A 23,821-nucleotide genomic window follows, 5' to 3' on the forward strand; every position below is an offset into this window, starting at 1 on the left:
GTTTGGAAAGCAAAGTGTAGTAATCGGAGGCCATGAAATGATCCAACTATCAAACTTGGAAGAACTGCTAGCGTATAAACCCAATCCTAATGATGATGGACAGCTTGTGTATGTAGATGGTTATTATCAAAAAGGTGACGGTGGCGGCAAGCTTGTTCGCTGGATGGCTTGCAGCACCAAAGCCGACAACGGTGGGACGATTCATGATCCTCATATCGGAAGCAGCGGTCGATGGGAAACGGTCCATAACGGAGTAGGTGATTTCCGATGGTTCGGTATTCTGGATGCGACAAAGAATGCGGACGACGCGATGGACGCGATGGTGAACGATTCTTCGATTCACTTGATCGAGGCGCATACGGATCTTAACTTTGTCAGACGGCATACGTACGATCGAAGCAACATCGAGCTCAATTTTTACGGACATAACGTCACAACGGAAGGCATCGAGTTAAATACGAAAAGCAATCCATTCGGGGCCGTTATTTTCTTCCAAGGGAAGGCGTCTGGGGAAGTGCAAACCCTTACTCTTTCTACAGAGCTTCCGGAGCAAACGGATGTGCTGGAAGTGTTCGATTCGTCAGCCTTTGAGGTGGGCGACTGGTGGATGGCCAGAGTTAAGAACAACCCAGAAGGCAATGCGCAGCGTGAACTGGATTATATGTTGGAAGTCACGGAAATAATTAACGGCAGCCATATCCGTGTTAACTATAAGCTCGGCTGGACACTTGCCGCTGGGCGGGAGATCACTTTCAAGAAGATGAATCCTGTCTTCCGCAGCCATGTGCGGAATATGAATTTTATCGGTGTCTCGGTTCCCGATAATGGTTCTACAAGCGAAAAACCATTTGATAACTGGGACCAAATAGGTTCACATCCGATCGCTTACGAATTCGCCGTAGAGTGTAACGTCTTCGATGTCAAAGCGACGAAGGTGTTCTGGCCTGTCATCGAGCGGCGTTACTGCACGCATTATGTAACGGAGCGCTGTAGGTTAATCAACCCCGAGGAAGTGATTTGGGGCGGCACCGGTTACCTGACGCAGCAGTTGAACGTGCTGTACGGACATGTCCGCGATTGCCATACAAGCAACGCGCGTCATTTGAACGATTTCACATGTGCCGCTTACTGCATGGTTGAGAACTGTCACGGTGATGGCGATGAACACGGTTCGTTCGTCACACACGGTCAATACGAGCATGACCTCATGTATATCGGCAATTCGGGTTTGCTGTCGTTTGCCAACAGCGGTACGACATGGGGAGATAGTGCTAAACGGATCACTGTCAAAAAGCACGTTGCTTCGCGAGTGGTTGCTCATAAGCGAATTACCGATTTGACGCTGGAGGATGTTCATGCTGTCTGGAAAGAAGGATTGGTCGATTCTGGCACAATTTGGGCCAATGCGGATGGCTTGCAAATGAGGGGTTGCACGGCTGACACGATGCTTACTCTCTCGCAGAGCTCATCTCGATCGAAGCGAGGTAATCTCGCTGACGGTTGTTCTTTTGGATTGACGAAGGATGCTGAGATCGCTCGGCTTCCCGGAATCACCCATGCTGGCTTTCGTCCAGTCATAACGGATTTCGTCATGCAAAATTGCCATTTTCACAACGTAGATAATAATACGATCGGCAGCATAAACCGTCTGGTGTTGATTAACACATGGTTTAAAGGAGCTTCACCAGAAGTAAGCCCGATTCATGTCGGGAGTGCTGAGGTAATCATTCAGGGCGGCGGTTTCGACAATTGCGGCATCAAGCTGGTGGGCGTATTTGATCCGGATGTGAGGGGAACGAATGACCAGTCTATTACGGTAGATGGCGGCGTGTTGTTCAGCGGAACGAATGCTGAGAAAGCGTTTGTAAAGAGCGGGAATACGAGGGGGAACGTGACGTGGATCTTCGGCGATTGCAACAGCACGGCATCTGATGCTGAAACGGCACACTTTAGCATCCAAGGCGGATGCAATAAAATGAGAGCGATTGGCTCACGCTTTTCGGGCGGGAAGTATGAAGTTGCGGATGGATCGTTTGGCAATGGCTCGTATTTGCTCATGATGGCCTGCATCGAAGAAGGTGTCGACCGGACCTCTCTCCCAGTTGAAAGTGATATATTGAAACACAAAGCAGGAAACATGATCATTTCCTAATAACCATTATAATAATTGTTGGAGTCTGTCTTTCATTAGGCAGGCTTCTTTGTGATGTTCATGTTAAATAAAATAACATAACGTTGGGAAATCTGAAATAAAGTTAGATAACCTAACATTGAAAGCGATTTCAGTCTAAAAAATTGATTGACAATAAACATATGGGTTATTTATAATAAAAATAAATCAGAAACAAATCACAAAAGGCAATTGATGTTCTTACTAGTGCATTTATTAAATCAGATACAAACCAGAAAGAGGTAGACATAATGAAAGCAGTAAAAGGCATAAACGGGTCAGCACAATTATTGGAACTTCCGAACCCGGAAATGATACCTCAATTCGTCAAAGTGAGAACGGATTATTCTGTCGTGAGCGTAGGTACCGAGCTGATGATGATACAAAATAATGGGGATGCAAATTTGGGCTACAGCGCAAGCGGCATTGTCATGGAGGTTGGGGAAGGGGTGACTCATGTCGTTCCCGGACAACGAGTCGCTTGTTATGGAGTGCCTGCCCACCGAGAGTTTCTGCTCGTACCGAAGTATTTGGTAGCGCCGATACCGGAAGGCGTCACACAGCAGGAAGCCGCATTTGTCGGTATCGGCGCGATTGCGATTCATGCCCTGCGTCAAGCTGAACTGAGCTTCGGGGAAACGATTATCATAGCGGGGCTTGGCATACTAGGGCAGGTGATCGCCCGAATCGCGCATGCAGCGTCCTACAAGGTGATTGGTTTAGAGCTGATGGAGGAACGGTGCCGCACACTCGAAGCAATCGGGGCAATAGCCTGCCGCTCACGAGATGAACTTCAGAGGGTTGTTGAATCTGATCCTTCCATTATAGGTGCGGATGCCGTCATGCTCTGTGCGAGTAACCGGAAGTACAGTATGATGGATGATGCGATTGGTTGGCTGCGTGACCGAGGTCGCGTGGTGATTGTCGGGGACACGGGAACGGAATTCGATCGGGATCTGCTTTTTATGAAAGAAGCTAGTGTACATATCTCACGTGCGGGCGGCCCGGGACGCTATGAGGATACCTATGAGCAGCGAGGGGTCGATTACCCGATAGGCTACGTTCGTTGGACGGAGGGCAGAAATATGGGGGAGTTCTTACGTTTGATGGCGCAGAAGCGAATTGATATTCAATCGCTCATCACCAATGAATGTGCACTCGACGACTTGCCCTCCATGTATCAAAGCTGCCTAGAAAAGCCGCAGAATTCAATGGGGATTGTCGTTCGATACGCCAAACCAGACCCCGCTCAACTATCGGATTCCTTTGACAAACTATGAAGGGGTGATGGGAAATGCGAGCAAACGTTAATGCGATTTCCGAGGACCACACCGTAAAGAAACGGATGAGCACTCATTTTTGGAAAACATTTCTCCGCTATAAATGGCTGTATTTACTTATGGTTCCGGGAATCGCCTATTACATCATTTATCACTATGTGCCGATGTTCGGACTTGTAATCGCGTTTAAGAAGTATAACCTGATGAAGGGATTATGGGGAAGTGAATGGGTTGGGTTCGACAACTTTCGGATGATATTCTCGTCGCCGGAATTTCCGAGTCTGATGCGGAATACGATCCTGATCAGCGTGTACCGCATTTTGTTCAACATGCTTCCTGACGTTATGCTGGCTCTTATACTTAATGAGATTCGTGCACCATGGTTTAAAAGGGTCGTGCAGACGATCACCTATGGGCCTCACTTCTTATCGTGGATTATTGTGTACGGTCTTGTATTTTCTTTCTTTGCACCAGGAGCGGGGTTGGTTACTACATTCTTTCGTGATATGGGTTGGGGCGAACTGGACGTGCTTGTCAACTCGGAATATTTCCGTTCGCTGCTAGTCACGTCGGATATTTGGAAAAGCACCGGTTTTGGCGCTATCATCTATTTGGCGGCGCTGGCCTCCATCAACCACGAATTATATGAAGCGGCCGTTGTTGATGGCGCTGGTCGTTGGCGGCAGATGTGGCATATTACGCTGCCAGGTATTCGTGAAGTGTTCATTTTACTGCTGATCTTGCGGATCGGGCATATTATGGATGCTGGCTTCGAGCAAGTATACATTTTCCTGAACGCTCGTGTTTACGATGTTGGTGACATTCTGGACACCTGGATTTTCCGTCGTGGTATTGAGCAAATGGAATTCAGTGTTCCTGCGGCCATGGGCGTGTTCAAATCAGTGATCGGTCTGGTACTCGTTATTGGAGCGAACAAACTGGCCAAAAAAGTCGGCGGGTCCGGCATCTGGTAAAGGAGGCATCGTTATGCCATTCATACTCAAGAAAACCAAATCAGACCGCATCGTGGATGCCGTTCTTTATACTGTGCTCGCACTTTTCTGTTTGGCGACACTGTTTCCGATCTATTTTGTTTTCGTCATGTCGATCACGCCTTATACGGAAGTACTCAAGAACGGCGGTTTTATCATTTTACCGCATGCCGTCACGTTCGATGCGTTCAACACGATTTTTTCCAGTAATACTGTTCCCAAAGCGCTTCAAGTGACGATATTTATCACGGTCGTCGGCACGGCGTGCAATCTGGCGATTACGACGATGCTGGCGTATCCGTTATCGAAGAAATTTCTGCCAGGGCGCAACATCGTTCTGATGGGCATCGTGTTCACCATGCTGTTCTCGGGAGGCATCATACCGATCTACCTGACCGTCAAGGCAACCGGCTTGATGGATACACTCTGGGCGCTTATCATTCCGGGTCTCGTCTCATCGTTTAATATTCTGATTATGAAGACTTTCTTCGAAGGTCTTCCGTACGAAATCGAAGAGGCGGCGAAGGTGGACGGCTGCAGTGATATCGGTACGCTCATGCGGATCGTGCTGCCGCTCTCGATGCCGATTATGGCGACACTCGGACTGTTTTACGGTGTTAATCACTGGAACGCGTACTTCGGCGGGGTCATGTATTTGAATGACCGTAGTCTGTATCCGCTGCAGGTCGTGCTGCGCAACATGATTGTGTCGCCGGCCATCAGCCAGGAGCTTGCGGTTCCGCAATCATCGCTGAACACCATGCCACCGGAGACGATCAAGATGGCGACCGTTGTGGTAGCGATCGTACCGGTTCTGATCATTTATCCGTTCCTGCAAAAATATTTCGTAAAGGGCATGCTGCTGGGTGCCGTCAAAGGGTAAGCCCGGCAGCGGCTTTACCGTAGGGCAGTTTTGAAAACCGCTTATTTGAATGGGGAGGTGACAAGTTGGGGGAAGGATCTGCAGCGGTTTGCGATCAAACGATTGGAATTAATTTACTGACGTAAGTAATTGTGCTTGATGGTGGTTTTATTCTCATTCTTCGAAAACGAATTAGGGAGGTCATTAGTTTGAAAACGTTTTCAAAAATAACTGCCGTATTATTGGCGTCTACACTCGTGCTTGCTGCATGCTCGGATGCGAAAGAAGGGGCGTCTCCGTCGCCAGCGGGCAACACAAACGCTTCGTCCAGCCCGGATGCCAAGAAGGAAAAGCTTGATCTGAAATGGATGGTCATTGCGGACGCAAGTTCCCAGCTTCCTTCGGCTGATAAAGATTTCGTGAAGAATGCGATCGAAGAGAAGTTCAATGTCACTCTGAAAATGAATTACTTACCGCTCGGTCAAGACTACACCAACAAGCTGAATACAATGATCGCTTCCGGCGACATACCGGACGTTTTCTACGCAGAAGGCGTACCTTCCAACAACTACATTCGGGACGGAGTCGCGCGCGACTTGACCGGAATTGTCACACCGGCGAAAATGCCGAACTACTTTAAAAGCTGGGTGACCGAAGCCAATTTGAAATCGTACCAGGTGCAAAGCGCGTTTAAGCGTGCGCCAGTTCCATACGAAACGAGCTACTACCGTACTTTCTATATTCGGAAAGACTGGCTCGACAAGCTTAACCTGAAAATGCCGACGAACTACGATGAACTCGTTGGCGTCATGAAAGCCTTCACGTTCAACGATCCGGACGGCAACGGCAAAAACGACACATACGGTTTTACAGCGGCAGGCGGCGGCGCAAGTGTTTCGATGGACTTCCCGGAATTCTTGAATAACGGCTTGGTCGGTGACACCTACGTAGAAGGCGACCAGTTCATCGACGTCCGTTCCGACATCCGCATGCAAAATGTTCTTGCCGATATCAAGAAACTGCTTGATCTGAAGGTTGTCGATCCAGATTGGTTCCTGAACAAATATGGCCAACACTTTGACAAAGCGGCGCAAGGCAAAGCGGGCATCGTGATCGGTCAAGGCAGAGACCTTGCTTTCGACAACAACCCGGCAGGCCTGCAAATGAAATCGAAGCAAGCGGGTCAAGCGACCGCGGATTGGCAGCCGTTCCATCCCTGGGAAAAAACCGGCACATGGGTCGAAACAATTCCAGGCAATCCGTTCCTGATCAGCTCCAAAGCTTCCGATGCGAAAGTGCAGCGCTCGATCGAAATTCTCGACTGGCTCGCCGGCGAAGAAGGCTTTCTGCTGACGCGATATGGCAAGGAAGGCGTTCATTATAAGCGCAGCGGTAAGACGATAGAAGTCAATCAAGATGCTTATAAAAAAGACGTCATCGACAACAACAACTTCCTTGAAATATACGGCTGGTTCACGCCTCGTAAACCTGAGGTATTCGGGCTTAATGTCGTCGACCCGAAAATTACCGAACGCGATAAGAAAATCGTAGAGAAAATTAACTCGTACAAAATTCTTCCGTCCGTTGGTACCGCCCTCACTGTCAAGGAAGGCATGGATCTAGGCGCAATGCGTAAGCGAATGAACGAGCTGCACGTACAAGTCGTGTATAAAGATAAGGATGCTTCCAGTTGGCCGCAATATCGCCAAGAGATCATGACAAAATTCGGCGGTAAAGCGATTTTCGACAACTATGCCGAGCTTGCTTCTACGGCGAAAGGCAAAACGATTAAGTTCAAATCGGAAAACTAGTACGCTATCGTCGTTCGGGTCATGCAAAGTCAGAGTGGCCAATGATCCACATGTTCGCCACTCTGACGCTCTGTTGAGAAGTCGATTTTCGGCTTCTCAGATTCAACTGACGAGCTTCGGCTCGCTGAGCTCTCGCTGAAAGCGCGGTTTTCGCGCCTATTTGTTCGGAGGTGCCTGATTAAGCGCGTTTTCCGCGCTTAATCAGCACGGACGAGCGGGACTGTCTTTTAGATGATCCCCACTGCAACAGAAGGGAGGCTTTTAACGTGCGTTTGCAAGGAAAACGGGCGCTGATTACGGGGAGTGCCAGAGGTATTGGTCAAGGCATTGCCGATAAATTCGTGCAGGAGGGGGCAAGCGTTGTACTGCTTGACTACCGAGAGGATCAGCTTGAAGTATCCGCAAACACGATCCGGAGACTTGCGTTAGAGCGGGGGCAAATAGCTCAGGTCGCAACGGTTGTCTGTGATTTGAGTGTACCGGAGCAGGTGGATAATGCAGCACAATCGGCGTGGGACTGCTGGGGCGGCATTGACATTCTGGTGAACAACGCGGGCATCGCAACGCGCGAGCCGTTTGTAGACATTCCGTTGTCACGTTGGCAGCAGGTGATCAACATCAACTTGAACGCAACGTTCCAACTGAGTCAATGGGTGGCCAAGAAGATGATCGCGAGTGCATTAAAGGGTTCGATCGTCAATATGGCCTCGAAGAACGGTTTGGCCGGTAGCGCTGTATTGGCTCACTACAACGCATCGAAAGGCGGTGTTGTTCTGCTTACGCAGTCGATGGCCGTTGATCTGGCCGGAAATGGCATTCGCGTCAATGCGGTTGCCCCCGGTTTCATCGATACGCCGCTTGACCGCGAGTTGAAGGAGAAATCGGATGGGCTGCTTACGCTTACCGAACGTACGCCGATGCGCCGACTAGGAACCATAGAGGAAGTGGCGAACACTTTTCTGTTTCTGGCATCCGACGAGGCGTCCTACATTACGGGCACGACGCTTGTTGTAGACGGCGGCCATCTCGCCAATGCCAGCGATTTGTAAACACATCGAGACAACAGTCAGGGAGGACTTACGAACATGGCAGAACAGGACAACAACCGGGGGACAAACGGTGAAGACAAACTTCGAGGCGAAAAATATTTTAACGATACGGGACTTTGGGGGTTTATCCACCGTTCGTTCACGAAATCAATGGGCTACACGGACGATGATTTGAAAAAGCCAGTCATCGGCATTTGCAACACGTTCAGTGAGCTGAACAAATGCCACTCCCACTTTCGGGAGCTGACCGAATACGTCAAGCGCGGTGTTTGGCAGGCGGGCGGTCTGCCGATGGAGTTCCCGACCATTTCGATCGGCGAGCCTTACGTGAAGCCGACCACAATGCTGCTGCGCAATCTGATGGCGATGGATACGGAAGAAATGGTAAAAGCCCATCCAATCGATGGCGTCGTGCTGATCGGCGGTTGCGACAAGACGGTACCGGCGCAGCTTATGGCTGCTGTCAGCGCCAACATACCTGCGATTGTGCTTACGGGTGGGCCGATGCTGAACGGCAAATTAAACGGGCAAACGCTTGGCGCCTGCACAGATTGTTACCAGTTCACGCTTGAACATAAAGCGGGCAATATCACAGATGAGCAGCTCACGGTCGCCGAGAATGCGATTTGCCGCAGCGACGGCCACTGCATGGTGATGGGTACGGCCAGCACAATGGCAGCGATCGCCGAAGCGCTTGGTATGGCGCTTCCGGGCTGTGCGGCAATTCCTGCGCCAGATTCCAGGCGCCGCCATATGTCGGAGCAGACCGGTAAACAGATCGTTGAACTCGTCCGCCGCAACATCCGTCCGCGTGACATCATTACGCCGGAATCACTGGACAACGCGATTCGTGTTACGATGGCGTGCGCAGGCTCGACCAACGCGATCATCCATTTGGTAGCCATCGCGGGACGGCTCGGCTACCGACTGCCGCTTGAACGGTTCGACGAAATCAGCGCAACGACGCCGTTTATCCTCAACGTCCGTCCATCCGGGAAATACCAGATGGAGGAGTTTTTCGAAGCTGGCGGCGTACCGTCGCTCATGAAGGAGATTGAGTCGCTGCTGAACGGTGATTGTTTGACGGTTACCGGCCAAAGCGTTACCGAGAACCTGCGAGGCGTGCTGGTCCCCGACAGGGAACTGATTTATCCGCTGGAGCAGCCGATTGCTCCGCAAGGAGGCATTGCCGTGCTGCGCGGAAACCTCGCCCCGAACGGCGCGCTGATCAAGCAAACGGCGGTTTCACCGCATCTCAAAAAGCACCGTGGCCGAGCCGTCGTCTTTGAATCACCAGCCGATCTGAACGCACGGATCGACGATCCGAACTTGGATGTCGATGAGAACAGCGTGCTCGTGCTGAAAAATGCCGGACCGAAAGGCGCCCCAGCAATGCCGGAAATCGGGCAAATCCCGATTCCACAAAAGCTGCTGAAACGCGGCGTGCGCGATATGGTGCGGATATCCGATGCACGCATCAGCGGCACTTCGTACGGCACTTTGATTGTGCACGTTGCTCCGGAAGCAGCCATTGGCGGACCGCTTGGGCTCGTGCGGAACGGCGATGATATCGAGCTCGATATCGACATGCGCAAGTTGGAGCTTCATGTAGATGAAGAGACGCTCCGTGAACGCAAAGCGGATTGGCGGGCCCCTGCCCCTGCATACGATCGCGGGTACGGACTTCTGTTCTTGGAGCGTGTGCTTCAAGCGGACGAGGGATGCGATTTCGACTTCCTGCTGCCGCCAGAGCTTCGCAAATAGCAAATAAGTACTGGGCTTACCTAACCCCCTTACGAAAAGGAGCTGTTGAACGATGTTCTTCCTAAATGACAAAAAGGAAAAATCGAATGCGACAAACGTAAGCAACGAGGAGAATCTGACGAACGGTAAGGCGAACGAAACCATCAGTAGACGAAAAGTGTTGGCAACGATAGGACTTGGCGGCGCTATGTTGGCTGGCAGCGCCTTAGCTCCCAGGTTCGCCTCGGCTGATAATGCGCAATCGAACAGCAACGGGGATAATCAAGTGCTGCGGGTCAACAACGTGGTGGAGTTGAAGTCCCTTCCATCCGGCCAGCTAACGGACGGCCTGTATGTGCTCGTTGGCGGGTACAACAATAACGGCGACGGAGGCGGCAAGTTGGTTCGCTTTGTGGCGGGCAGCAACAAAGCTGATAACGGCGGCACGGTGCACAGGCCGATTAAAGGCGGCAAGGGACGCGAGCAAAATGACGATGATAAGGGGCAGAAGCCTCCTAATGGAGGAGGCTGCTTTGAAGTCGTGCATAACGGCGTGGGGGATTTCCGTTGGTTCGGCATTTTCGACGGGAGCAAGAATGCAGATGACGCACTGGATGTGCTGATCAACGATCTTTCGATCCACCGTGTCGAAGCGCACTCGGATCTGAACTTCGTGAAGCGCCATGTGTTCCATCGCAGCGACATCGAGGTTGATTTTCACGGCCATACCATAACGACCGTGGGAATCGAGCTGAACACATTGGACAATCCATTCGGCGCTGTCCTGTTTTTCCAAGGAGTTGTAACCGGCGTGACGCAGACTGTAACGCTGACTGAAGATTTAATTGAATATTCGGATATTTTCGAAGTCACCGATTCGTCGATGTTCGAAGTTGATAGCTGGTGGCACGCGCAAATCAAGAACAATCCAAGCGGAGGTGCGCAGCGTGAGCTCGATTACCTGATCAAAGTGACGGAGATTCTTGATGCCACCCACGTCCGCTTCAATTATAAGCTTGGCTGGCAACTTAACAAAGGACGTCTGATTACCTATAAAAAGATCAACCCGGCCTTCCGCTGCAATGTGCGGAATATGAGTTTTATGGGCATACCGGTACCGCCTAATGGTACTAGCCTCAGACCGTTCCCGACGTGGGACCAGATCGGATCAAACCCTGTCGCGTACGAATTCGCGGTCGAATGTGACGCGTCTGGCATTAAGGCGACCAAAGTGTTCTGGCCGGTCGTCATGCGGAGATACAACACCCATTATGTAACGGAACGCTGTCAATTGATGAACCCGGAAGAACGTGATTGGGGTGGCACTGGCTATTTGACGCAGCAGATCAACGTGCTGTACGGGCATGTCAGAGATTGCAATACGAGCAACGCGCGTCATTTGAATGACTTTACCTGCGCGGCCTACTGCATGGTCGAGAACTGCCATGGTGACGGCGATGAGTACGGCCCGTTCGTAACGCACGGTCAATTCGAGCATGATCTAACGTACATCAACAACTCCGGTCTGCTGTCGTTTGCGAACAGCGGCACGACCTGGGGGGACAGCGCCAAGCGGGTGACGGTTAAGAAGCATATCGCATCGCGGATCGTCGCGCACAAGCGGTTGACTGACCTGACGCTTGAAGATTGCCATGCCGTAGTGACGTACACGAAGCCCGGGGTGAAAATGGCGAATTCCGGCTCATTCTGGGTCAACATGGATGGCCTGCAAATGAGGGGCTGCACAGCACAAGAGATGGTAACGATATCGAAGAGTTCCTCCCGCGGCAAAAGGAAAAACATCATCGACAGCTGTTCCTTCGGCATGCTGAAGGGGTATGAAATCGCCCGTCCGATCCGCACGGGGACGACGCAGGTCGGTTTTACGCCGAGCAACGGGGAGTTGACGATCCTTAACAGTGAGTTTTACAACGTTGAGGAAGTAACCCTCGGAAGTATCAATAAGCTGATACTCATCAATACGTGGTTTAAGGGTTTGCCTCAGGTGGGAGGCACGGTCAAGGTCGGCACCCGTGAAATTATCATGCAGGGAGGCGGACTAGTGGATTGCTGCTTCTTATTCACTGGCGCTTGGGACAAGGTTGGCGACGTCAACAATGCGAAGAATAAGCCCGATCAGTGGATCACGATCGACGGTGGCGCCGTATTTAGCGGAGTGAATGGTGAGAAGGCGTTCCTGAAGAGCGTGGATCCGTCCAATGTCGTTACCTGGAATTTCGGGAACTACACGAGTATCGCAGCGGATGTGAACACGGGACATTTCCACATTCAAGGCGGGACGAACAAGTTGAAAGCGATCGGTTCCCATTTTACGAGTGGTAAATATGAAGTGGCGGATGGTGCATTCGGAAATAGCACGTACTTCTTCATGACGTCTTGCGTGGAAGAGGGAGTCAACCGAGCAGCGCTGCCGGCAGAAAATGAAACGGTAAAACACAGTGTAGGCAATTTTTCAATGATTTAAACTTTACGGGATTCACGACATATCGGCATAGTTATGTCGTGAATCCTAAGTACATTGACATGCAATAGTGGAACATTGCTATAATGACTTATATCAATGCGGATACAGGATGCGTCCATTTATTCCTGTTCTTGACAGTGTATCGGATGGAAAAGAGGTCTATAGATGGAAGAACGGACAACTCGCAAATCGTCACGCGAGCGGTTGAGTGAACTCGTCAACACGCTGCGGGAAGAAATATTGACAGGAAAGCGGTCGGTAGGCGAATATTTGCCTTCCGAAAAAACATTCGCTGCGCAATTCAATTTAAGCAACCAATCTGTGCGAAAAGGACTCGAAGTCCTTGTCGCAGAAGGGCTGATCGAGAAAATACCGCGTGTCGGAACCAAGGTTGTCGGTCCTCCGGACGGCGCTTTCGTCACTGTGAAGCTAGGCTTCCATAGCTCCGTCACCGGCGAGGCGGATATTCACCGGCTGCTTTCCCTATTTCAAAAGGAAAACCCGCATATTCGGGTACAAGCAGTGCCTACATCCAGCGACAGCTACAGTTATATCAGCGATTACTTGTCCAGCGGCATTCTCGATGTAGTCATGATAAACTTTAAGAATTTTCAGGAATGTGTGGAAAACGGAGATGAAGGATTGCTGGAGCCGATGGAACGCAATCCGGAGATATATTCGTTCTTGTCAGACGCATTTAATGTGGATGGTCGGCAGCTCGTGCAGCCGTTTATTTTTTCGCCGCTCATTCTCTGTTATAACCGGGAACACTTTCAAGCAGCTAATTTGTCCGAGCCAGATAGCAGTTGGCAGTGGAAGGATCTGATCGAATATTCGTCACGGCTTGCCATTCCGAATGAACGGCTTGGCTTTCACTGCGACTTGTATTCATCGAACCGTTGGCCTCTTCTTCTGCTGCAAACCGGGGGGAAGTTCGAGCGGCATGAAGACGGTCGTCTTAAGCTTGCCGGTACGCATATGATGGATGCGCTTCGCTACTGTGGGGAGATGAAGCATAGTATTCCATCTTTATCGGAAGGAATTACGACAGGCGAATCGGAGCTGCTTCTGGCCAAAGGCAAAGCGTCGATGATCATGACCAGTTACTTTTATTTAAATTATTTACTTGGTGAGCGGTTGTCCTTTGATATCGCGCCCGTACCGCATTTTGGTACGCCAATGACGATGCTGCTTAACACGGGGTTTGCTGTCAACCGTCAGTCGCAGGTCAAGGACGCCGCCGTTAAATTGGTGGAGTTTTTAACCAGCAATAAAGCCCAACTATTCGTTCGGCAGAACACATACAGTCTTCCAGCCAGAAAATCGGCCGCAGAGTGGGTAGGGGAAGAAAAGCGCTATCTTCCTTCTAGATTTTCGCTATTTCGCGAAACGATACCCGGCTTTAGATATTTCACGGATTTAGCTATTAGCGCGAGAGAACTATCCGAAATAAACCAGGAATTAAAGATGTATTGGGCCGGCTTGGAAACCGAAGAGGTCCTGTGTTCACATATCGAAGAGCGCCTAACCGTTAGTTCCTTGTAAGATTAGTACCTTTAACCAAAAAGGGGTGAGTTATGTGCCGCATTTTAGTGCTTCAACTATTATGTTAATAGTTATAACTGCACTTGTATTGTTCGGCCCCAGCAAGCTGCCAGAATTAGGTCGTGCGTTTGGCAAAACCTTGAAGGAGTTTAAAAAAGGAACCAAGGAATTAATAGGGGACGATGAATCACATCCTCCACTGCAGACTCGTAAGGAAACTCGTGTGGAAGAAACCAATAAACTTTAAACAACTTTCCAAAGAAGCAGTTAAATAGATCGTTCTCTCTGAGGCAAGGTTTGCCGGATGGAGGACGGTCTTCTTCCACTTTCGGTAAAATTTCAGGGAAAGATTCTTTAGCTTCGCGCATGATTCTGTTGAATGGAATCTAATATATTGAACTTTGTTTAATGTGTAGAATCAATTTAACGGATCAATAATAGCCAGAAGTTCTTTTTGTTTTATATAAAAACGGGATTTCTAGGTTTTTAGACGATTTATAGACGTGTTTTTCATGAAAAAGCAGTTGCAAATATGCTGTAGAAACCCTATATTATTTATAGACAACGTTCAATATATTGAATTTAACTTATAGATTATGAGTAAAGTATGGAGGAAACATGATGACCCAAGGAACGAAAGAGTATTCGGTTCCAGCGATTGAGAAAACCATTCTAATTCTGAATGCACTCTCAGAGGCTGAGCTTTCAGCAAGCGATTTGCATATTCAATTAAAGCTTCCGAAGTCGACGACATTTGTAATCATGAATACACTTGAACAAAACGACCTTATCCAAAAAACGCCGGAAGGGAAATATCGGCTTGGACACGGTGTTTTGCGATGGGGCATTAGTTATTTTAAAGCAATGGACTTAGTAAGAATTGCACGTCCATTTTTGGAAAGCTTAGCCCAAGACACGCCATTTACCGCTCATTTGGCAGTGCCAGTAGAAAACAAACCCGTTTATGCAGATAAAGTGGAAGGCAAAGGTTTTGTTCGTTTCGCCACGACAATCGGTCAAGCCCAACCACTGTTTCAGTCGAGTGTGGGGAAGGCGATTATCTGCGACAAGACAGAGGAAGAGATTGTACATATTTTGAATCAAGATGCCACTCTTTCTACGCAGCAAATCGATCGTATGCTTGAAAAAATAAAGGGCGATGTGCTTTTCGTTCGTGAACATGGTTTCGTTATTGAAGATCAGGAGTTTGAGGAGGGCATCCGCTGTATAGGTGCTCCAATCCGAAACTCCAGCGGGGAAATCATCGCATCCATCAGCATTACCTCGTTAGTTAAAGATTTGCCGGCTATCAAGTTTTTGACAATTGGGAATTTAGTAAAAGAAACGGCCGGACAAATTTCACGTGCGATGGGATACCTCGGCGGCAAATAAATGAAAGGCGGGACAGAATTATGATATTCGATTGCCATACCCATCTGTTTCTTCCAGGACAAACCGAGGGGCCCTTTTTAGCTGCTGTCAAGCGTAGTTGGGGTGAACATATGGACATCATCGCCACTCCACAGCAGCATGAAGAAAACATACAACAATTTGATGGGGCCATTGTGCTTGCTTTCGACGCTCCGGCAACGGGCATCAACGTACCTAACCAAGTTGTAGCTGAGTATGTAGCTAAACATCCTGGACGCTTGTACGGGTTTGCAAGCATCGATCCAAACAGGCCTAATGCCGCTCGTCTGTTTGAAGAAGCTATCAAGGAATTTGGGCTTTGTGGACTTAAGCTTGGACCGATTTATCAAAATTTTTACCCGGGTGAACAAAGTCATTTTGATTTGTATGCCAAGGCTGATGAATTGAGATTGCCGATTATGTGGCACCAAGGTACTTCCTTCGTACCAGAAGGGTATCTCGACGCCTCCAGACCGGCATTATTAGACCCGATAGCCCGTGCTTTTCCTAACCTCAAAATGATCATTGCTCACATGGGACACCCGTGGGTGGATGAGTGCATTGCCGTCGTTCGAAAAAACGTCAATATGTATATGGATTTATCGGCACTAGGGTCACGGCCGTGGCAGTTTTATAATGCGCTTGTTTCTGCGATGGAGTATGGGGTGACGCACAAGATTTTATTCGGCTCCGATTATCCTTTCTTCACAACGCAGCAAACGATAGACCTGTTTCGGAATATTAACCACTTGGTTGAAGGCACTAAGATGCCGCGTATTCCGGAGCAGATCATCGAGGATATTATTCATCGCAATACGCCGGAGTTACTCGGCCTGACCAAGATCGTAAAGTAAATCACAATTAAGAGGAGGCAATGAGACATGTCCAAAAATGCAGAGCTTTATGAAGAATCGAAACTTTACTCGCCAGGCGGGGTTCATACGTCCATTCGTAACGTGAATCCAATGAAGGTTTTTACAAAAGGTGAAGGCGCTTACATCTACGATGCAGATGGTAACAAGTACATTGATTATCAAGGTGCATTTGGCCCGATTATTCTTGGGCATAGCCATCCTTATGTTAATGGAAAAGTAATTGAAGCTATTCAGCGAACTGATTTGTACGGCGTTGGTTGTACGGATCTGGAAGTGGAACTAGCACGTAAAATTTGTAAACACGTCCCTTCGTCAGAGCAAGTGCTGTTTTGCAATTCAGGATCAGAAGCTACTTATCATGCGATTCGTTTATCGCGTGCGGTTACAGGACGCAATAAACTGATCAAATTTCAAGGCTGCTATCACGGCTGGCACGATTATGTCGCTCGCAACATGCTCAGCGCTTGGGACATGATCGGTAAACGCGATCCCGGATCAGCTGGCATGATGGACGAAGCGATCGACAATACCTTGGTCTGTACGTTTAATGATCTTGATGATGTAGAAAGGACCTTCCGTGAGAACAAAGGGCAAATCGCGTCCTTGATTGTGGAGCCGATTCCTCACAATATCGGGTGCGTTATGCCGCAGCCTGGATTCTTGGAAGGGCTTCGTGAGCTTTGCACGGCATATGGAGCACTGCTGATCTTTGACGAAGTCATTACCGGATTCCGTCATGATATCGGCGGTTTTCAGAAGGTGGCTGGGGTTACTCCAGATTTGACAACGATGGGCAAAGCGATGGCGAACGGATACCCAATCGCCGCTGTTGCTGGTAAGCGTGAGTATATGCAGCGATTCAATACGTATCCAGGCGGAGATGTCTGGTTTGCGGGAACCTATAACGGTCATGCCGTAGGCACAGCCGCTTCTATAGCAACACTTGAACTGATGGAGAACGAACCGGTACATGAGCACATTTTCCGCTTGGGCGAGAAGATGCGTTCCAGCATTCGTGGCATTCACGAACGGCTAGGCATCGAGGCATATGTGGCAGGATTTGGTTCTGTGTGGACGACTTATTTCATGAAAAGCGAGCCGAAGAACTATTCTGATTTACAGCAAAATGACGCGGAGTTATACGTAACCTATCGTAAGAAATTAATCGAGAAGGGCATCTATAAGATGCCAATGAACATTAAACGCAATCATATCAGTTATAGCCATACAGATCAGGATATTGATACAACACTTGATATCATCGAATCCGTATTGAAAGAGTTAATCATCAAATGACCCATAGATAGGAGTATTTAAATATGAAATTATTAACGTTTATTCAAAAAGGTACTTACCGCTTAGGTGTGAAAAAGGATCAAGGCGTGGTCGACGTATTGGCGGCGTTATCATCTATCTCCACAGAAAAAACAATACCTACTACCATACACGAAGTTATTGAAGGCGGGACTGGTGCGTTAAACGAACTGCGTGAATATATCGATATGGTTCTTGCTTTGGATAACGACAAAACAGCTTATTTATTGGACGAATCGACTTTAGTTTTAGGGCCTTGCGTTACGCATCCGAATAAAATCATTTGCGTGGGACTTAATTATCGCAGACATGCGGAGGAAACGGGTGCACAGATACCGCAATATCCGATTTTGTTCAATAAATTCAACAACACTTTAACCGGTCACGGCGATGATATTTCTTTGCCCAAGGTTTCGGAGAAAGTTGACTATGAGGCGGAATTAGCGATCGTAATTGGTAAAACAGCCAAATATATTTCCAAGGAGCAAGCGCCGGGTCACGTCTTTGGCTACAGTAATGCTAATGATCTATCAGCACGCGATTTGCAGGTGAGGACACAACAATGGCTGTTGGGTAAATCTTGCGATAAATTTGCGCCTATCGGTCCTTATGTCGTGACGGCGGATGAAGTGGGCAACCCGAATGATCTTGAAATTAAAACGTATGTAAATGGAGAAGTGCGTCAGCATTCGAATACATCGGATATGATTTTCCATTGCGATGAAATCGTCAGCTACATATCCCAGCATATGACGCTAGTGCCGGGCGATATTATTTTAACAGGAACACCTGAAGGGGTTGTACTTGGGTATCCACCAGAAAAGCAAGTGTATTTGAAGGACGGGGATATCGTGACGATTGAAATTGAAAAGCTCGGAACACTGACCAATCGGTTCGTTGCGGAGTAGTGGCAGAATGACGCACAATTTGAAAATAGTTCATTCCCAAATAGCTGAACTTGCAGAAGGGCCTTGTTGGGATGTTGATGGCAAGTTGCTGTATTGGGTAGACATTCCGGCAGGGAAAATTCATATTTTGAACCTGGAAACTCGGGTGGAAAAAATGATTGCCATTGGACAACAAGTAGGTGCAATTGCGCTAAGAAAGTCGGGTGGAGCTATTCTCGCCGCCCAGCATGGATTTTATTTTCTCGATCTCGATACAGAAAAATTAGTGCATCTTGCAGACCCGGAAGCTCATTTGCCCGATAATCGGTTTAATGATGGTAAGTGCGATGCGAGGGGAAGATTCTGGGCGGGCACCATGAGTATGAATGGAAAGAAAGAGGAAGGCTCGCTTTATTGCATGGATCCGAACATGACAGTACGAAAGATGTTGGGGAATGTTAGTGTTTCTAACGGAATTTCTTGGAGCCCTAATAACCGCATCATGTATTATATAGATTCTATGACAAAGCAGGTAAACGCATTTGATTACGAGCTTGAAACAGGGGAGATAAGCAATCCTAGAGTTGTTGTTCAAATTCCGGAAGGTCAAGGCATTCCTGATGGAATGACGACAGATACGGAGGGGATGCTGTGGATCGCACTATGGGGTGGATATAAAGTATCCAGATGGAACCCCATGAATGGAAGTCTATTGGATGAAATAAAAGTGCCGGCTGCTCAGGTCACATCGTGTGTTTTTGGCGGAGAAACCCTTGATCAACTCTTCATTACTAGTGCATGGCAGGGATTAAATCAGCAGCAAAAATTGGAACAGCCTTATGCAGGAGCCATCTTTAGTGTGCAATTAAAAGTAAAAGGGATGCCGTTTCATAAATTTGGCTAGTTTTTCGAAAAGCGATCTTTTCTCTTAGACCATAAGGGGGGATCGCTTTTTCATATATAAAGATTGTTGAATATGTTACTATGATGGAAGGCTCTGCCTTTGAATATAATATGGGAATATAAGGACGCATTGAAGACTTGTCTTTATTGTATTGGCTTCATACAATGGGAGTAAAGGGAACAACACTATATGTTAGGAGAGCTGCATGATGCGTTTTAAAGATGTGTTTTCGATCATCGGACCATCTATGATCGGTCCATCAAGCTCTCACACCGCAGGAGCGGTCCGGCTAGGACGTGTTGTCAGACAACTGCTTGGCGAACAGCCGAAGAAGGTTGAAATCACACTATACGGTTCTTTCGCGGATACCTACCGGGGGCATGGCACCGATTTGGCATTAATTGGCGGTCTACTGGATTATGAAACCGATGATCCGCGTATTCCTGTTGCTGCGGAAGAGGCTGAAGCGCTTGGTGTGGAGATTGCCTTCCTTACAAGTAAAGATAAAGCTGATCATCCCAACACCGTTCGATTCAATCTTTCATCAGAAACACGGGAATTGAGTATGACGGGAGCATCGATCGGCGGAGGCAATGTTGAGATTGTTAATGTGAATCAATTTGATGTAAAATTTACTGCGGTATACCCTACGTTAGTTATTTCCCATCATGATCGTCCAGGGATGATTGCAGATATTACCGCCTTATTGGGGCGCAGCGAAATCAATATCGGTTTCATGGATTTGGATCGGAAGGGCCGCGATCGGGAAGCGATGACAGTGATCGAGACGGATGTATCGATTCCAGATTCGCTTATAGAAGAGCTTAAAAATTTAAGCATGATACACGAAATAAAAAAAGTAGACCTCGCAGAAAGAGGCGAATAAATGAGATTCCGGACATTGAAACAATTAACGGAAGTGTGTGCTTCCGAAGGATTAACCATTGCAGAAGTCATGCTTGCTGATCAAAGCCAAGAATCGGGTAAATCACCTGAGTATGTCTTTGAAAAGATGCGAGCGTATTACCAAATCATGAAAGAAGCCGTCGCCAAAGGATTGACAGAAGATACAACATCCCGAAGCGGGTTGACGGGAAAAGACGCTCAACGTGTTGCGAGCTATATGACAACGACAGAAGCATCCTTAGGCGAAGAAGCCTGCAAAGCGATGGCTTATGCACTCGCTGTTTCAGAAGTTAACGCTTCCATGGGACGAATCATTGCCACGCCGACGGCTGGCTCCTGCGGAATTATTCCAGGTGTTTTCATTAGCAGTCAGCAGCGATTTGGATGGGATGATGACCATATGGTCAATGGCTTGTTAAGCGCTGGCGCGATCGGTTATGTAATCGCCAACAACTCCTTCGTCTCCGGTGCAGAAGGAGGATGCCAGGCTGAAGTTGGGTCCGCCATTGGTATGGCAGCTGGTGCGCTTGTGGAGCTTCGCGGCGGTACGCCAGAACAGGCGATGCACGCAGTTGGGCTCGCGCTGAAGAACACCTTGGGGTTAATATGCGACCCAGTTGGCGGTTTGGTTGAAATTCCTTGTATTGTCCGTAATGGATTTGGAGCGGTTAATGCAATGGCAGCAGCCGATATGGCCTTGGCCGGTGTCAGATCCGTCATTCCTTCGGATGAAGTCGTTCAAGTGATGTATGAAGTAGGCACGGCAATGCCGGAGAAACACCGGGAGACAGCCAAAGGTGGCTTAGCTCAAACACCGACAGGCCAACAAATCATGAAAGAGCTGAATCTGGGTAAGAAGCAGCGTTAATAATCAAGTCTGTGGGTGAGGTTCACCTGCGGGCTTTTTTTGTATTGAAAATATGAATTCCGGCCTTTAGTGGATACAGTTGTTCGTCACCCGAAGGTTGTTTTGTTCTTAATTCGCCCCACCTGACGCAGAATGCTGCTGAGGCGATGTTTTTCATCGTTAAAGTGGAGGGAGTGAGAGAAATTAGCTCCGTAACGATGAAAAACATGCTTAAAGTCGCTGGAACCGCCCCGTCCAACAAAGAATGCTGCTGAGACGATGTTTTTCATCGCTAAAGTGTGGGGAGCGCAAGAAATTGGCTCCGTAACAATGAAAAACATGCTTAAAGTCACTGGATTCACCCCATTGTTCTGGGTGGCGGATTAACTAACAAATGCCCCCTACAAGGCCAATAACCTTGTAGTGGGGCATTTCTTTATCTATGCACTTGTTTTAGTTAACGACTCGGACGGTTGTTTGAAGCGTGTTACACTCTGTCGGCCATCGATACCCACTGGAATATCGCCGTCTACAGTGACTCGGCGCACAATCCGATGCTGGTCACCATAATCGTTGATCGCGTAGTGCTGCGTTGCGCGATTGTCCCAGATCACGACATCGCCGGCAGACCAGCGCCAACGAACTGTATTTTCCAGCTTAGTAATATGCCCCTGAAGTAGAGACAGTAGTTGAGCAGAGTCTGCGGAAGATAGGCCCAGGATTTTCTTCGCGAAATGGCCAAGCACAAGGGTGCGTTCACCCGTCTCGGGATGCACACGAACGATCGGATGCTCGGTTTCATACACCGTGGAGGCAAACACTTCCCGATGATGACGCTCCTTCTCTGGAGAGACTTCAGGACGCTGCGCGGCATAATCGTAGTCGTTGCTGTGCAGCGCCCATAGCTGATCAACGAGAGTACGCAGTTCGGAGGGGAGGTGCTCATAAGCGGCGGCGGTATTCGCCCAAACCGTGTCACCGCCGGAAGCGGGAACCACGACGGCACGGAGAACAGAGGCCTGCGGGTAAGCATCGACGAAGGTCACATCAGTATGCCAAGAATCGGCCCGCCCGCCATGAGCGGAATCAAGCTCAAGAACGTAATCAGTTCCGGTTTTAATTGGCACCGTCGGATGAGCAACAGGATCACCAAGCAGGCGAGCAAAAGCCTCCTGTCCTGCGTCATCCAGCTGGTGCTGATCACGAATGAAAATGACTTTGTGCTGCAATAAAGCCTCGCGGATCGTCTTAACCGTCTGAGTATCCAGATCAGCGTTAAGGCTCACCCCTTTTATTTCTGCGCCAATTCTGCCTGCAATCGGAAGCACCTCAATGTGACCGGGAGTTACCTTAACTTGTTCCATTTAATTATTATATTTATGCGCCTCCAACGGCAGCAGTCGCATACTGATTAGCAGGTCGGGACAAGCCCAAATGTCCCCGCAGGGTAGTTCCTGAATATTCCGTTCGGAACAATCCTCTTCGCTGCAGTTCCGGTATGACGAATTGTGCGAATTCTTCCAATCCGGCTGGTAAATAAGGCGGCATCACATTAAAGCCGTCACTGCCTCCGTGTAAGAACCATTCTTCCAACTGGTCTGCTATTTGAATAGGCGTACCAGCAAAAGTACGATGACCGCGTCCGCCTGCGAGACGATGAAGCAGCCCGCGAATGGTTAAATTGTCGCGCTTCGCTAAATCAGCGACAAGCTGGAAGCGGCTTTTATTCCCATTGATGTCGGACAAGCTTGGCAGCTCCGGAAGAGGTCCATCCAACGGATAGGAGAATAAATCAATATTCAACATATTGGACAACTGATTTAGCCCATATTCCGGAACGGTTAATTCGTTTAACTCTTGCTCTTTTTCTTTGGCTTCTGATTCGGTGCGACCGATAATGGGGCAGATGCCCGGCAAGATTTTCAACTGCTCAGGAGATCGTCCATACTTGGCAAGTCTAGATTTTACATCTGAATAAAACTGTTGGGCCTCTACGAGTGTTTGCTGAGCAGTGAATATGGCCTCCGCATACTGAGCGGCGAATTCTTTGCCAGATTCGGAAGAACCGGCTTGAACAAGCACCGGATATCCCTGCGGAGACCTTGGTATATTCAGCGGTCCGCGCACTTTAAAGGTATCGCCGACATGATTGATTTCCCGAACTTTACTTCGATCTGCGAAGGTGCCCGATTCTCGATCAATGATCAGAGCTTCATCTTCCCAGCTGTCCCACAGACTGGTCGTTACGTCTAAGAATTCTTTGGCCCGTTCATATCGCTTACTGTGCTCCAAATGGTCATCTTTGCTGAAATTACTAGCCTCAAAAGAGCTTCCGGATGTGACGATATTCCAGCCTGCTCGCCCCTTGCTTATGTGATCCAACGAGGCAAATTTGCGCGCAACATGAAAGGGTTCGTTATACGTTGTAGAGACGGTGCCGATAAGTCCGATATGATCGGTTACCGCGGCTAAGGCAGATAGCAAAGTGAATGGTTCAAGCCCAACAAACGCGCCATGCTTGATGTTTTGACTGACCGCCAATCCATCCGCCAAGAAGAGGGAGTCGAATTTAGCCTGTTCCGCAATTTGCGCAATCCGTTGAAAATATCGAATATCCGTAATATTCTCCGGCTCTGTGTTTTTGTGTCTCCATGATGCTTCATGATGCCCCGTATTCATGATGAATACATTTAAATGCAGTTGTCTTTTCGCTTTACTCATGATCACTCACGCACCCTTTT

General features: G+C 48.6%; 20 protein-coding genes. 17 read left to right on the forward strand and 3 right to left on the reverse strand.

Annotated elements, in window-relative coordinates:
* The first annotated feature begins 37 nt into the window (after positions 1-37).
* From GC098_RS27780 to sdaAA, 17 genes are all read left to right on the forward strand, one after another.
* Positions 38-2,152 carry a putative phage tail protein gene (locus tag GC098_RS27780; protein ID WP_171646442.1) on the forward strand — a complete coding sequence of 705 codons (2,115 nt, stop codon included), beginning with the start codon at positions 38-40 and terminating at the stop codon, positions 2,150-2,152.
* Between the two features lie 269 nt (positions 2,153-2,421).
* The gene (locus GC098_RS27785) at positions 2,422-3,450 is read left to right on the forward strand and encodes a zinc-dependent alcohol dehydrogenase (RefSeq protein ID WP_171646443.1); all 1,029 of its coding nucleotides are present in this window, start codon (positions 2,422-2,424) and stop codon (positions 3,448-3,450) included.
* Positions 3,451-3,464: 14 nt separating this feature from the next.
* A complete protein-coding gene (locus GC098_RS27790; RefSeq protein WP_171646444.1) occupies positions 3,465-4,424 on the forward strand; it encodes an ABC transporter permease in 960 nt (319 codons plus the stop codon).
* A gap of 13 nt (positions 4,425-4,437) precedes the next feature.
* The gene (locus tag GC098_RS27795) at positions 4,438-5,325 is read left to right on the forward strand and encodes a carbohydrate ABC transporter permease (RefSeq protein ID WP_171646445.1); all 888 of its coding nucleotides are present in this window, start codon (positions 4,438-4,440) and stop codon (positions 5,323-5,325) included.
* 188 nt (positions 5,326-5,513) lie between these two features.
* On the forward strand, positions 5,514-7,115 hold the full coding sequence (locus tag GC098_RS27800; protein WP_171646446.1) for a type 2 periplasmic-binding domain-containing protein: 1,602 nt from the start codon (positions 5,514-5,516) through the stop codon (positions 7,113-7,115).
* Between the two features lie 272 nt (positions 7,116-7,387).
* Positions 7,388-8,164 (forward strand): SDR family NAD(P)-dependent oxidoreductase, encoded by a 777-nt coding sequence (locus GC098_RS27805; protein WP_171646447.1) that lies wholly within the window; start codon positions 7,388-7,390, stop codon positions 8,162-8,164.
* A 36-nt stretch (positions 8,165-8,200) separates the two neighbouring features.
* Complete coding sequence (locus GC098_RS27810) at positions 8,201-9,928, forward strand: IlvD/Edd family dehydratase (protein WP_171646448.1); 1,728 nt, start codon at positions 8,201-8,203, stop codon at positions 9,926-9,928.
* Between the two features lie 427 nt (positions 9,929-10,355).
* Positions 10,356-12,392 carry a peptidase C14 gene (locus tag GC098_RS27815; RefSeq protein ID WP_171646449.1) on the forward strand — a complete coding sequence of 679 codons (2,037 nt, stop codon included), beginning with the start codon at positions 10,356-10,358 and terminating at the stop codon, positions 12,390-12,392.
* 165 nt (positions 12,393-12,557) lie between these two features.
* A complete protein-coding gene (locus GC098_RS27820) occupies positions 12,558-13,937 on the forward strand; it encodes an extracellular solute-binding protein (protein WP_171646450.1) in 1,380 nt (459 codons plus the stop codon).
* 61 nt (positions 13,938-13,998) lie between these two features.
* Positions 13,999-14,184: a twin-arginine translocase TatA/TatE family subunit gene (locus GC098_RS27825; RefSeq protein WP_171646451.1), complete on the forward strand. Its 186-nt coding sequence runs from the start codon at positions 13,999-14,001 to the stop codon at positions 14,182-14,184.
* A gap of 374 nt (positions 14,185-14,558) precedes the next feature.
* Positions 14,559-15,329, forward strand: coding sequence for an IclR family transcriptional regulator (locus GC098_RS27830; protein WP_171646452.1), 771 nt, complete (start codon positions 14,559-14,561; stop codon positions 15,327-15,329).
* Between the two features lie 20 nt (positions 15,330-15,349).
* Entirely contained in the window at positions 15,350-16,201 is an 852-nt protein-coding gene (locus tag GC098_RS27835) for an amidohydrolase family protein (protein WP_171646453.1), read from the forward strand.
* Positions 16,202-16,228: 27 nt separating this feature from the next.
* Positions 16,229-17,518 (forward strand): aspartate aminotransferase family protein, encoded by a 1,290-nt coding sequence (locus GC098_RS27840; RefSeq protein ID WP_171646454.1) that lies wholly within the window; start codon positions 16,229-16,231, stop codon positions 17,516-17,518.
* A 23-nt stretch (positions 17,519-17,541) separates the two neighbouring features.
* Positions 17,542-18,444, forward strand: a complete 903-nt coding sequence (locus tag GC098_RS27845) for a fumarylacetoacetate hydrolase family protein (RefSeq protein ID WP_171646455.1) — start codon at positions 17,542-17,544, stop codon at positions 18,442-18,444.
* A gap of 7 nt (positions 18,445-18,451) precedes the next feature.
* Complete coding sequence (locus GC098_RS27850) at positions 18,452-19,327, forward strand: SMP-30/gluconolactonase/LRE family protein (RefSeq protein WP_171646456.1); 876 nt, start codon at positions 18,452-18,454, stop codon at positions 19,325-19,327.
* Between the two features lie 208 nt (positions 19,328-19,535).
* Positions 19,536-20,213: an L-serine ammonia-lyase, iron-sulfur-dependent subunit beta gene (gene sdaAB, locus GC098_RS27855; protein ID WP_171646554.1), complete on the forward strand. Its 678-nt coding sequence runs from the start codon at positions 19,536-19,538 to the stop codon at positions 20,211-20,213.
* Positions 20,214-21,101 (forward strand): L-serine ammonia-lyase, iron-sulfur-dependent, subunit alpha, encoded by an 888-nt coding sequence (sdaAA, locus tag GC098_RS27860; protein ID WP_047681686.1) that lies wholly within the window; start codon positions 20,214-20,216, stop codon positions 21,099-21,101.
* A gap of 86 nt (positions 21,102-21,187) precedes the next feature.
* Here the strand turns inward: sdaAA and GC098_RS27865 are convergent, their stop codons facing one another.
* From GC098_RS27865 to GC098_RS27875, 3 genes are all read right to left on the reverse strand, one after another.
* Positions 21,188-21,370 (reverse strand): hypothetical protein, encoded by a 183-nt coding sequence (locus GC098_RS27865; RefSeq protein WP_171646457.1) that lies wholly within the window; start codon positions 21,368-21,370, stop codon positions 21,188-21,190.
* Between the two features lie 150 nt (positions 21,371-21,520).
* Complete coding sequence (locus GC098_RS27870; protein ID WP_171646458.1) at positions 21,521-22,444, reverse strand: TauD/TfdA dioxygenase family protein; 924 nt, start codon at positions 22,442-22,444, stop codon at positions 21,521-21,523.
* Positions 22,445-22,457: 13 nt separating this feature from the next.
* A complete protein-coding gene (locus tag GC098_RS27875) occupies positions 22,458-23,801 on the reverse strand; it encodes an LLM class flavin-dependent oxidoreductase (protein WP_171646459.1) in 1,344 nt (447 codons plus the stop codon).
* Positions 23,802-23,821 lie beyond the last annotated feature (20 nt).

Origin of the sequence: Paenibacillus phytorum (assembly GCF_013141715.1) — a bacterium.
Lineage (GTDB): Bacteria > Bacillota > Bacilli > Paenibacillales > NBRC-103111 > Paenibacillus_E > Paenibacillus_E phytorum.